The sequence below is a fragment of the Actinoplanes sp. NPDC048791 genome (assembly GCF_040650095.1).
Lineage (GTDB): Bacteria > Actinomycetota > Actinomycetes > Mycobacteriales > Micromonosporaceae > Actinoplanes.
In genome coordinates this window covers 1-12,024 of sequence record NZ_JBEZGQ010000162.1, presented here as the reverse complement: position 1 = coordinate 12,024, position 12,024 = coordinate 1, and the positions used below count along the sequence as shown (strand labels likewise).

The 12,024-nt window shown below is 70.2% G+C and carries 11 protein-coding genes; 5 read left to right on the top strand and 6 right to left on the bottom strand.

What is annotated here, in order from left to right; genetic code table 11:
• From AB0C29_RS14915 to AB0C29_RS14900, 4 genes are all read left to right on the top strand, one after another.
• On the top strand, positions 1-803 hold an 803-nt coding region (locus AB0C29_RS14915), incomplete at its 5' end, for an FkbM family methyltransferase (protein ID WP_360820382.1).
• Positions 800-2,674 carry an ATP-binding cassette domain-containing protein gene (locus tag AB0C29_RS14910; RefSeq protein WP_360820379.1) on the top strand — a complete coding sequence of 625 codons (1,875 nt, stop codon included), beginning with the start codon at positions 800-802 and terminating at the stop codon, positions 2,672-2,674. The genes AB0C29_RS14915 and AB0C29_RS14910, both read left to right, overlap by 4 nt.
• Positions 2,671-4,467 carry an ABC transporter ATP-binding protein gene (locus AB0C29_RS14905; RefSeq protein ID WP_360820376.1) on the top strand — a complete coding sequence of 599 codons (1,797 nt, stop codon included), beginning with the start codon at positions 2,671-2,673 and terminating at the stop codon, positions 4,465-4,467. Before AB0C29_RS14910 ends, AB0C29_RS14905 begins: the two co-directional genes overlap by 4 nt.
• A 22-nt stretch (positions 4,468-4,489) precedes the next feature.
• Positions 4,490-5,449, top strand: coding sequence for a helix-turn-helix transcriptional regulator (locus tag AB0C29_RS14900; protein ID WP_360820374.1), 960 nt, complete (start codon positions 4,490-4,492; stop codon positions 5,447-5,449).
• Positions 5,450-5,481: 32 nt separating this feature from the next.
• Here the strand turns inward: AB0C29_RS14900 and AB0C29_RS14895 are convergent, their stop codons facing one another.
• Positions 5,482-5,688 (bottom strand): DUF397 domain-containing protein, encoded by a 207-nt coding sequence (locus AB0C29_RS14895; protein WP_360553859.1) that lies wholly within the window; start codon positions 5,686-5,688, stop codon positions 5,482-5,484.
• A 318-nt stretch (positions 5,689-6,006) separates the two neighbouring features.
• Here AB0C29_RS14895 and AB0C29_RS14890 point away from each other — a divergent pair, with 318 nt between their 5' ends.
• On the top strand, positions 6,007-6,963 hold the full coding sequence (locus AB0C29_RS14890) for a GGDEF domain-containing protein (RefSeq protein WP_360820371.1): 957 nt from the start codon (positions 6,007-6,009) through the stop codon (positions 6,961-6,963).
• A 46-nt stretch (positions 6,964-7,009) separates the two neighbouring features.
• Here AB0C29_RS14890 and AB0C29_RS14885 read toward each other — a convergent pair whose 3' ends face one another.
• The 5 genes from AB0C29_RS14885 to AB0C29_RS14865 form a co-directional block, all read right to left on the bottom strand.
• Positions 7,010-7,936: an NADP-dependent oxidoreductase gene (locus AB0C29_RS14885; protein WP_360820368.1), complete on the bottom strand. Its 927-nt coding sequence runs from the start codon at positions 7,934-7,936 to the stop codon at positions 7,010-7,012.
• 9 nt (positions 7,937-7,945) lie between these two features.
• Positions 7,946-8,632, bottom strand: coding sequence for a TetR/AcrR family transcriptional regulator (locus AB0C29_RS14880; RefSeq protein ID WP_360820365.1), 687 nt, complete (start codon positions 8,630-8,632; stop codon positions 7,946-7,948).
• A complete protein-coding gene (locus AB0C29_RS14875; protein ID WP_360820362.1) occupies positions 8,629-10,524 on the bottom strand; it encodes an FAD-dependent oxidoreductase in 1,896 nt (631 codons plus the stop codon). Before AB0C29_RS14875 ends, AB0C29_RS14880 begins: the two co-directional genes overlap by 4 nt.
• Positions 10,521-11,252, bottom strand: coding sequence for an ABC transporter ATP-binding protein (locus AB0C29_RS14870; protein ID WP_360820359.1), 732 nt, complete (start codon positions 11,250-11,252; stop codon positions 10,521-10,523). Before AB0C29_RS14870 ends, AB0C29_RS14875 begins: the two co-directional genes overlap by 4 nt.
• The coding region (locus tag AB0C29_RS14865) for an ABC transporter ATP-binding protein (RefSeq protein ID WP_360820356.1) at positions 11,249-12,024 on the bottom strand (776 nt) is incomplete at its 5' end. The genes AB0C29_RS14865 and AB0C29_RS14870, both read right to left, overlap by 4 nt.

Genomic DNA, 12,024 nt, shown 5'->3' with positions numbered 1-12,024 from the left:
AGCGGGGCATACGATGCCACCGCACCGCCCGGGCGCAGCCGCCGTCTGCCGACCCGGCCGGCACCACCGGCCTACGGAATTTCGAGGTTCGTCCCCAGGTGCACTTCGTCGCCCCGAGCGAGAAGGAACTCCACTGGCAGTACGCGGAGATCTTCGAACAGGGCGGGTACGCGGACATCGTCCTGCCGGAGCGGGCCACGGTGGTCGACGTCGGTGCGAACATCGGCCTGTTCGCCGTGTTCGTCAAAGGCCTGTTCCCGGACGCGCGTATCCAGGCCTTCGAACCGATGCCTGAAGCCGCCGCGGCCCTGCGGGACAACATCTCTCTCCACCGCCTCACCGGGATCGAGGTCGAGCAGCGCGCCCTCGGCGCGATCCGGGAGGAGTCGGTCGAGTTCACCTACTACCCGGTCCTGCCCGGCAACTCCACCCGGTACCCGGATGAGAAGGAACTCCAGAAGGAGGTACTCAGCCGCGAGGAACCCGTCGAGGACGTCGAACGGCAGCACACCGGTTACCCCGTACGGGTTGCGGTCGAGCGGTTGTCGTCCTACCTGAAACCCGAGCAGAACATCGACCTGCTGAAGATCGATGTGGAAGGCGCCGAGCTGGAGGTCCTGCGCGGCATCGACGACCGGCACTGGCCGCTGGTGCGCCAGGCGGTGCTGGAAGTACAGGACCTGAACGGCCGGCTCCGCGCAGTGTGCGAGTTGCTCCAGAGCCACGGCATGCGTTCGCACGTCCGCCCGTCGCCGATGATCCCGGCGGACATCCGCACGTTCATGGTGCACGCCACCCGATGACGGTGACCTCCCCCGCTCCCGCCGGCGATGCTGTCGCGACCCCGCGCCGGCTCAGCGCCCGCTGGCCGAAACTGCTGCGGCTCGCCCCAGCGGCCGGGCCGGGCCTGCTCACCGTCTCAGTGCTGATCAACCTGGCGCTCGGGCTGCTGCCCCTGGGCTTCCTCGTGGCGGTGAGCATGTTGCTGGCCCGTGTCCCCGCGGTCCTGGCTTCGCAGACGGGATGGGCCTCGCCGGCGGTACCGCTGGCCGTCGCGTGCATCACCTTCGCGGTCCACCAGAGTCTCGCGCCGTTACAGAGCGCCGTCGGCGACCTGATCGCCCGGCGGGTCGACGGCCGCTGCATCAACGAACTCATGACCACCGCCCTGCGTGACGCCGCCATGCCCGCCCTGGACAGCACCGAGGTCCTCGACCTGCTGGCGGACTCCCGGGCCGCCCTGGACCGGGCCATGCCCACACCGGGCGACGCGGTGGCCGGCGGCCTCGCGCTCGTGGCGCGGTACACGCAGCTGACCGGCGCTGTCCTGCTGGTCGGGATCGCCCTGTCGCCATGGGCAGCCACGATCGTCGCCACGACCGCGCTGACCGTACGGTTCGGTCAGCGCGGATCCCTGGCCCGCTTCGCCCGCGTCTGGAAAGGGCTCGCCGGCAGCCGGCGCCGTATGACATACGTGCGGGCGTTTGCGTCATCCACCCCGGCGGCCAAGGAGATCAGGCTGCTCGGCCTGCACGACTGGTTCCGCACCCGGCAACACGCCGAGGCCGGGGCCTATCTCGGCCCGCTGTGGCGGCAACGGCGCCGGATTCTGCAACGCCCCTTCCTCGGGCTGGCGGCCGCGGCTCTGCTCGGCGGCAGCACGGCCCTGACGCTCCTGGCCTTGGCGGGTGTGCCGGGGCACCTGTCGCTGCTCAACCTGGCGGTCGCCGCCCAGGCCACGATCGTCACGCTACGGTTCGGGGTCTTCTTCCCGGAAAGTGACCCGCAGACCCAGTACGGGCTGGAGGGATTCGACGCGCTCCGGCGGCTCAACGAGCTGACCGTCACCCACCCGAGGACACCAGCAACCCGCATCACCACCCCGCTCAGCGAAGTGAAGTCCGGCATCCGCTTCACGGACGTCCGGTTCCGTTACCCCGGCAGCAACCGCGAGGTGCTCAGCGGCATAGACCTGAACCTGCCCGCCGGGTCCTCGACCGCACTCGTGGGCCTCAACGGTGCGGGCAAGACGACTCTGCTGAAACTTCTCACCGGCGTGCACGAGCCCAGCGCGGGCCGTATCGAGGTGGACGGCCGGGCATTGACCGGACCGGGCAAGCACGCATGGCAGTCGCAAGTGGCGGTGATCTTCCAGGACTACGTGCGGTACGAGCTGAGCGCCGCGACCAACATCCGGCTGGGCGCGCCGCATGTGCGCGACGACGAGGAGGGCATCCGCGAGGCGGCACGGCGCGCCGGCATCCTCGAGGTGCTGGACCGGCTGCCCCACGGCTTGGAGACGATCCTCGCCCGCCACTATCCCGGTGGCCGTGAGCTGTCCGGAGGTCAGTGGCAACGCATCGCTCTGGCGCGGGCGTTCTACGCCGTCCGGCACGGGGCTTCGGTGCTCGTCCTCGACGAACCGACCGCCATGCTGGACGTCCGCGCCGAGGTCGAGTTCCACGACCGCTTCCTCGAACTGACCGAAGGTCTCACCAGTCTGGTCATTTCTCACCGGTTCTCCACGGTGCGCCGCGCCGACCAGATCGTCGTGCTCGAACACGGCCGGGTCGCCGAACGCGGCACCCATGAGCACTTGCTGCGGGCCGACGGACGCTATGCCCGGCTGTTCCACCTCCAGGCCGGACGGTTCGGCCCGGAGACGGTGCAGTGAGCGCAGCAGTCTCCGCGGCGTGGCATCTGCTGCGGATGGCGTGGTCCATCGACCGCCGACGCCTCACCGAGGCCGCCGGACTGGTCCTGGCCGGCCAGCTGGCCACGCCGTTGCTCGCCGTCGCGCTCCGGGGCTTCGTCAACGCCGCGCTGAACGGCCTGCTCGGCCGGGCGCTCACGGCGGCGGCCGCGATGTCGGTACTGCTGGTCATCGAGTTGTCCTTCAGCCACTTCGCGCATCTGCGCTACTTCGAGCTGGGCGAGCAGTGCGAGGTAGCGCTGTACGAAGAGCTGCTGCTGGTGACCAACGGCGTGGCGGGCATCGAACACCTCGACGACCCCACGACCGCCGACACGACCGCACTCGTACGCGAGGACCTGGTCCGTACCAGAATCGCCCTCGAAGCGGTCCTGCAGATCAGTGCCATGACCGCGCAGATCGCGGTCGCCGCGGTCCTGCTGGCGGCCGTCCAGCCGTGGCTGATGTTGCTGCCCCTGGCCGCCGCGCCGGCGGCATTGATCAGCAGCCGGGCGCAGCGACTCATCGAGGCGGCGAAGGAGCGCAGCGCGGCCTCGACCCGCCGCAGCGCCCATCTGGTGGAGCTGGCTACGCGCGGCGATGCGATCAAGGAGATCCGGCTGTTCGGAGCCGAGGAGCCGGTGCTGGATCTGCAACGCCAGGCCTGGGAGCAGGCAACGGTCCTGCGTTGGTCGGGCGTATGGCGCGCGGCCGCCCTGCGGTCGGCCGGGCAGAGTCTGTTCGTCCTGGCCAACGCGGCGGCGCTGATCCTGGTCGTCACCCACGCGGCCCGAGGACGTGTGACGGTCGGTGACGTGGTGCTGGTCGTCGCGCTGGCGGTACCGATGAGCGTGCAGGTGTCGAGCGCCCTGGGACTGCTGTCCACGTTGCACGGCGCCGCCCGTACCTTCGAACGGATCACCCAGCTGGGGACGCGTGCGACGGCGAGCCATCACCCACCCGTCGTCCCCACGGCGCCCGTTCCCGCCGAGCTACGCCGCGGTATCGAGTTCGACCACGTCTCGTTCAGCTACGCCGGCACGACAAGACCTGTGCTCGACGATGTGTGCGTCACCGTCCCGGCGGGAACATCACTCGCCGTGGTCGGTGACAACGGCGCCGGCAAGAGCACGCTGGTGAAACTGCTGTGCGGGCTCTACCGCCCGACCAGCGGGCGGATCCTGATCGACGGCGTCGACCTGGCCACGATGGCGCCCTCCGACTGGTACGCCAAAGTAGCTCCACTGTTCCAGGACCACATGATGCTGGAGCTCACACTGCGCGAGAATGTCGGCATCGGCCACGTCTCGAAGATCGACGATGACGAGGCGTTGACCGCTGCCCTGGGCCGGGGCGGTGCCGAGCGGATGCTACGGCAGTTACCCGGCGGGCTGGACAGTCTGCTCGGGCAGTCGTACGGCCCAGGAGCACAGCTATCCGGAGGGCAATGGCAGTCCCTGTCGTTGGCCCGCGCAGCGATCCGGCAAGCCCCGCTCGTCCTCCTGCTCGACGAACCGGCAGCCGCCCTCGACGCCATCGCAGAACAGGACCTCTTCGACCGCTTCGCCGCATCCGCACCAGGCTCAGTACAGCGAGGCGCCATCACCATCTTCGTCTCCCACCGGCTCTCCACCGTCCGGATGGCCGACCAGGTCCTGGTCCTCGACGGCGGATCGGTAGCCGAGCAGGGAACACACAACGACCTGGTCAACAGCGGCGGTCTGTACGCCGCACTGTTCGCCCTTCAAGCAGAGGCGTACGCCTCACCCGAATGAGCCGCTCGCCGCTTTTGATCCGATGCTCCGGAACCGCGGCCCGGGCTCATCGCCCTGGCCCGTTCGGGGGAGCAACGACGGGTCGCCTGTTGACGACGCCGCGTTGCGGGTACGGTGGTCGACGTCACCGTCCACAGGGGTTGGCAAGGCGGAGGTAAGGGTGCCGGTCACAGGCCAACGCGTCGTGCGACGGGCATTGGGGCGGCGGTTGACGCGGCTACGCACCGCGTCCGGGATGAGCCGGCGTGATGTGGTGGAAGCGCGGCTGGGCATCTCGGAGCCGACGCTGCACCGCATCGAGACGGGCAAGGTGCCGGTCACCGGGGCCAACGTGCGCGCGCTCTGCTGGCTCTACGGTGCGGACCAGAGCATCACCGACGCGCTTGCCGATCTCGCGCTGGGCACCTCACAGCAGGAGTGGTGGGACGCCAGCCCGGTGATCCCCGAATGGTTCAAGCTGTACGTCGGGCTGGAGGCGTCCGCGGCCCGCATGTTCGGGTACGACGGCGAGGTCGTTCCCGGCGAGCTGCAGACCCCGGAGTACGCGCGAGCCGTCTTCGGCGCCGAGCAGCCGGTCGACTCGGAGATCGCCGAGCGCCACATCAATCTCCGCATGCAGCGGCAGAAGACGCTCTTCGCTCGCAACCCACCGATCCGCCTCGTGACGGTGCTCGGTGAGGGAACATTGACCCGGGTGGTCGGCAGCGAACAGGTGATGAAGGGACAGATCGAGCATCTCCGGCGGCTGTCCCAAGAGGACACGGTCGACATCAGGGTGCTGCCGTTCTCGGTCGGGGCGCACGCGGCGATGGCCGGCGCCTTCCGGATCCTGGAGTTCGACGACCCGGCCGATCCGGACGTGGTCTACCTCGAATCCCACGTCGGCGCGCTCTACCTGGAGGAACAGGTCGAGGTCGACGAATACCGGCGGATCTTCGATCTCATCAGCCAAGACTCCGTACCGGTCGGAGAGTTCCGCTGACGAACTGAACCCGGTGCGGAGGTCCGCCGGGATCAGTCGGTCAAGAGCTGGTCGAACTCGCCGCGCTTGGCCCCGAACAGGAACGAGTCCCATTCCTCGATCGTGAACACCACGGTGCCGGCCTCCCGGGCCTTGCTGTTACGGACCTCGATGAGGCCGTCCTGGCGGCGGGCCTCGACGCAACTGCCTCCGTTGCCCGTCGACCTGCTGGAAATGATCCAGCCGGTTTCGCCACTCATCAGTGCCCCTCCTTCTGGAGTTGCTTACCGTGGGTCATCGGCTGGCCACCGGTCCAGCGGCCCGGCGCCCCTGCCATTACCGGCCTGACGTGCGAAAACTGCATTTCAGGTCCAAGGACGACTCTTTCACCACGAAAGTGCACGTACCTAAAGTAGCCGAAACCCGCCACGGATGCATCTTGTCACCGTGATAGTTGTCCGCGTGAAATCTTGCACGCGCCTCAGCCGACTGCCATGATTCCACTGTGGCGCTCGGTGATGCCTCGCCGTCGACTCGACAGCTCCCGCTGGTCCGCCGCAGTCTTGAGAGGACGGCCGATGCGGATCCTCGAACCTGCCGCCGCCGATCCGGGCGGTGCCCTGCCGGATGATGCTCAGCCGCGGACCGAGCCGGCAACTGCCCACCTCCGAGCCCGCATCGATCAGCTCGCAGCGCACGTCCAGCAGCTGGAGCAGGAGCGCGCCTCACTCCGGTGGATGGCCGACCACGACGAGCTCACCGGACTCGCCAACCGCCGCCTCTTCCACGCGCTCGCCCCGGAGCTGCTGCGCGGCGACGATCAGTCATCGGCCGTCCTGATTCTCGACCTCAACGGTTTCAAGCCGATCAACGATACGTACGGCCACGACGCCGGCGACGAGGTCCTCTGCGTGGTCGCCCGGCGCATGGCCACCTGCCTCGCCGATCACCTGGTGGCCCGGTTCGGCGGCGACGAGTTCGCCGCGCTGCCCCGCGCCCCGCGCGCCGACGTCCCGCAGGCTTGGTGGCACGAGGTGGCCAGCTCGCTGAGCGCCGCGATCGCACCCCCGATGGACGTGCAGGGCCACACCCTGTCCGTCACCGCATCGATCGGCGTCGTACCGGCTGGACGCTCCGCCGACCTGGCCGACCTGCTGCGCCGCGCGGACCAGGCGATGTTCAGCGCCAAGCGGCACGCGAACACCACCGACAAGACCGGTATCACCTGGGTCGTGGCCACGGAGAGCGGCGACCACACCGAGACGTACGAGCCGGCCGCGACCCCCGGATCCCCGCCGGACCTGACCGCCCCGGGACCTGCGGTGGCGTGCCGGCCGGGCGACCCGGTATGGGTGCACCGCGGCGGCGCCCGTCGTGCGGGAGTGGTCGAGAGTGCCTGCGAATGGGCAGCCCTGGTCCGTTACCGAGGCCTGAACGGCGCCGGCACGATGGTCGACACGATCCCCACGAACTGTCTCACGGTCCGAGCCGAAGCCGATCCGTACCTGGACCGGAAGTCCTCCACCAACCGGTGATCGCGAACCGGCGGCAGGCTCGCCGCCCGCCGCCACGCTCGCCCCGTCAACCCACCGTCAGCACGAGCTTTCCGCGCAGGCCACCGGCCAGCACCCGCCGGTGCGCGTCGGCCGCTTCGGTCAACGGCATCGTGTCCGCCACGCGCGTGCGCAGCCGTCCCGCCGCCACCTGCCCCACCAGGTCGGCCAGCAGCTCGCGGTCGTGCCGGATGAGTTGCAGCTCCTGGCGCACCCCACGGGCCGGGACGATGGCCGGCGTGGGCCGGGTCGCGACCACGATTCCCCTGTCCTCGACGGCACCGGCTGCCGCCTCACCGAGGGGGATCGCGTCGAACACCGCAGCCACCGGCCCTACCTTGGCCAGCTCGACGGAACGGGAAACCACCTCGTGAGCGCCAAGACCCTGGACCCATTGCTCATCCTCATGGGCGGCCTGCGCCAGGACACGAAAGCCGCTACGAACGGCAAGCTGGGTGGCGAAGCCGCCGACACCGCCGCTGGCACCGGTGACCAGAATGCTGCTGCCGGCCGGAAGCATGGCCAGCGACACCAGTGACAGCCCCTGGTGCGCGGTCTGGGCGTTGAGCGGCACCGTGGCCGCGGACACGAAGTCGAGACCGTCCGGCAGTCGCACCAACCAGTCCGCATCAGCCGCCACCAGCTCGGCATAGCCGCCCGGGGCACCCCGGGTCAAATACCACGGAATCATCCCGACGACACGATCGCCCACTCCGAAATCAGCCGTGTCGGGGCCGACCGAGGCCACCTCGCCGGCGATGTCCCATCCGGGCGAGAACGGCGGCACATCCGGCCCGCGAGGAATCTCTCCGGTGGTGGCGGCGACGTCAGCCGGGTGCACACAGACCGCACGGATCCGGACCACAACCTGCCCCGGCCCCGCTTCAGGCTCCGGCAGCTCCGTGACCTGCAAAACCTCAGGACCGCCAAGCGCGGCCGCGACTACTCCCAGCACGCGTCCACTCTAGACCCCTGTCCCCCGCTGGACAGCCCCGTCGCCGGCCAGGTCAGGGAGAGTTGTCACATGCGCGACCACCAGGTCACCGATCATCGTGCGCAGGTGGTCGCGCCGGGACGGGGCGAGCAGGTCACGACCGAAGATGGCTTCGAAGGTGTGGCGGTTGGCGCCCCGGAAGACGCAGAAGGCGCTGATGATCATGTGGACATCGAGGGCGTCGAGGTCTTCGCGGAACTGGCCGGCGGCCCTGCCCCGTTCCATGATGCGGGCCAGGATGTCCAGGGCCGGAGCCGACAGGACTTCGCGGGACTGCGAGCGGCGCAGATGGTCGGCGTGGTGGATGTTCTCGATCGATACCAGGCGTACGAAGTCCGGGTCCGCCTCGTGATGGTCGAAGGTGAGTTCGGCGAGCTGGCGTAGGGCCGCGGCGGGTTCCAGCTGCTCGACGTCCACCTGCTGTTCCAGCGCGCGGATCCGGCGGTACGCCTGCTCCAGCACGGCCAGGAACAGATCCTCCTTGCCGCCGAAGTAGTAATAGATCATCCGCTTGGTGGTGCGGGTGCGGGCTGCGATCTCGTCGACGCGTGCGCCGGCGTACCCCCGGTCGGCGAACTCGCGGGTGGCGATCTCGATGATGTCGGCGCGGGTGCGTTCGGCGTTGTGCTTCCTGGTCAGCGCCTCGCCACCGGTCATGCCGGCTCTCCCTCGAAGGCGAAGGCGAGGGCCGCGCCTCGCCGGATGGCTTCGGCCGCGTCCACCGCAGCGTCGATCCCGACAGTGCGGATTCCGTACGGCGTCGGCACGGGTGGGCCCGGCATCGAACCCTGCGAGACGACTACCGGTCCGCGGACATCCGACCAGGAGCGTCGGCCGTCGCGGCCGAGCAGCAGCCGGTCGTTCTCGATGCCCTCGAGCGTGGTGTGCAGCCGCAGTTCGACCGCCGGGTTGTCGTGGAGCCGCCGCAGCACCGGTCCGTTCTCGCGGGGACCGGCCTCGGGTGCGAGGCCGGATCCGGCGCAGAGCAGCAGGACGCGGTGGCCCGCGGTCGCCGCGGCGTCGGCTACCGCAACTCCGATGCGGTCAGCTCCCCAGATCGTCACCACAGCGTCATCCACCGGGGCGGGTGGACAGCGAAGCCAGTCCGTCACCGCCATCACCCGGGGCAGGTGATGGCCGGGGATCGTCGGCCGGAAAGGGATTCCACCGGTCGCCAGCACAATCACGTCCGGCTCGGTGGCTGCCATCGTCTCGGCGTCGGCGACCACCGAACGCCGGACATCCACTCCCAGCCGGACCAGCTCGGCGGTGTACCAGTCGAGCAGCCGGCTGAACTCCGGCTTCGCGGTGAGCATCGCGGCCAACCGGAACTGGCCACCGATCTCCGCTCCGGCCTCGAGCATCGTCACCGCGTGTCCGGCCCGCGCGGCGCTGCGGGCCGCTTCGAGCCCGGCGAGGCCCGCACCGACGATCAGGATCCGCCGCGGCTGGCTCCGGCGGGGCGCGGGGACGTGTTCGTGCCCGGTGCGGGGGTTGGTCACGCACCAGATCGGTCGCTGCCGGTGCAGCTCGTCGATGCAGCCCTGGTTGCAGCCGATGCACGGGCGCGGAGTGCCGCCGCTCAGCGTGATGGTGGTCCAGGCCGGATCGGCGTGCTGGGCCCGGCCGACGGCGACGAGATCGGCCGCGCCCGACTCGAGGATCCGCTCGGCGGTCGCACCGGTGGGAATCCTTCCGGCGACGCTGACCGGCTTGCCGAAGGTGCGGTAGCGGGCCGCGAACGGCGCGAGGACGCCCCGCTCGGCCTCACCCGGCTGCACCATCCACTCCCCCGCCTCGTAGCACCCGGCGCTGATGTCGAGGGCGTCGACCAGGTCCAGCGGCATCCGGGCGGTCAGCGCGAGCGTCGCGTCCGCGTCCAGTCCACCCGGCACCCCCTCGAACGCGGACAGCCGGAGGAAGAGCGTGGTGTCCGGCGCGGCCCGGTGGATCGCGGTCAGCACCTCGGCCAGGAAACGGATCGGATCGGCGTACCGGTCGGTGCGGTGGTTGGTGCGCGGCGACAGGAACTGGTGGATCAGGTAGCCGTGTGCGGCGTGCAGTTCGATGACGTCGACCCCGGCCGCGGCGCAGCGGCGGGCGGCCTCGCCGTACGCGCCCGCGAGCTCCCCGGCCTCATCGGTGCTCAGTTCCCGGGGCGAACGGCCGCGGAAGGGCACCACGGCCGGCGCGACCGGCTGGAAGCCGGACACGGCCGGGTCGGCGACCCGGCCGGCGTGGTTCAGTTCCACCCCGAGCCGGGCGCCTTCGGCGTGCACCACGTCGGCCGCCTCGGCCAGACCGGCCAGGACGTGATCGGCGTGTGCGCCGAGCTGCCGGATCCGGCCGCGGCCGTCCGCGCGTACGTAGGTCGCTTCGGTGAAGACCAGCGCGGCCCCGCCCGCGGCCCGGGCCCGCAGATAGGCGACGTAGCGGTCGGTCATCCGGCCGTCGGCGGTGCCGTAGTTGCGCTCCATCGGCGGGCTGATCACCCGGTTGCGCAGCGTCAGCCGGCCCACCGCCAGAGGCGTGCCGAGCCGGGCGGTCACAGGCCGAGGTAGATGCGCCGGACCTGGGGGTCGTGCCGTAGTTGTTCGGACGTGCCGGTCATCGCGACCTCCCCGTTCTCGACGACCAGGCAGCGGCTGGTCGCCTCGAAGGTGAGCTTGGCGTTCTGCTCGACCAGCAGCAGGCTCAGGCCTTCGGCGCGCAGCCGTTGCAGGACCGCCAGGATGTCCTCGACGAGTTTCGGTGACAGGCCCATGGACGGCTCGTCCAGCAGCAGCAGCCGTGGACGCGACATCAGGGCCCGGCCGATGGCGAGCATCTGCTGCTGTCCCCCGGACAGCGCTCCGGCCAGCCGTCCGCTCATCTCACCGAGGACGGGGAACAGCTCGTACACCTCGGCGAGGGTGGCCCGGGTGTCGGCGTTCCACTTGCGGGCGTACGCGCCGAGCAGCAGGTTCTTCTCCACCGGCAGGCCGGCGAAGACGTGCCGCCCTTCGGGCACGTAGCCGATGCCGTGCCGCACCATCTGCCGGGCGTTCACCCGGCTCAGGTCGGTGCCGCCGAAGCGCAGGCTGCCCACCGTACGGGGAATGAGGCCCAGGATGGCCTTGAGTGCGGAGGTCTTCCCGGCGCCGTTGGCACCGATGACGCCGACGGCGTCGCCGGCCGGCACGGCCAGGCTCAGGTTCCGCACGGCGCAGACGCCGCCGTAGTGCACGGTCAGGCCTTCCACGGTGAGGTCCTGTCCCTCGGTGATTGTGACGGTCATCGGGTCACCTCCGGGATCGGCGGCAGGTCGCCTTCGTTCATCGAGTCGCCGAGATAGGCCTCGATCACCGCGGGGGTCCGGGCGACCTCGGCGGGGGCGCCGTCGGCGATGATCCGGCCGCCCGACAGCACCGTGACCCGCTCGCACAGCGACATCACGAGGCCCATGTTGTGCTCGATGATGATCACGGTGATGCCGCTGTCCCGGATGGAACGGACGATCTGGCTGAGCTGCCGGGTCTCCTCGCCGTTGAGGCCGGCCGCCGGTTCGTCGAGCAGCAGCAGCACCGGGCCGGCGGCGACCGCGCGGGCGATCTCGACGCGTCGCTGGATCCCGTAGGGCAGGGACCGGGGCGGCAGACCGGCGAATTCGGTGAGGCCGTAGCGTTCGAGCACGGCGTGGGCCTGCCGGTGCAGGTCGCGGTCGCGACGGAGCACGCTGACCGGTCGCAGCAGATAGCGCCAGCTCTGCCCGGTGCCGCTGCGGTCGAGCGCGACGAGCAGGTTCTCCTCGACGCTCAGGCCGCCGAACAGGCGCAGGTTCTGAAACGTGCGGGACATCCCGGCCCGGGCCAGCCGGTACGGGGCGCGGTTGGTCACGTCCCGGCCGCGGAACTCGACCCGGCCGCGGCTGGGCCGGTAGAGACCGCTGATCACGTTGAACAGGGTGGTCTTGCCGGAGCCGTTGGGGCCGACGATGCCGCGGATCTCGCCCCCGGTGACGGTCAGCGAGATGTCGTCGAGCGCTTTCAGGCCGCGGAACTGCATGCTGA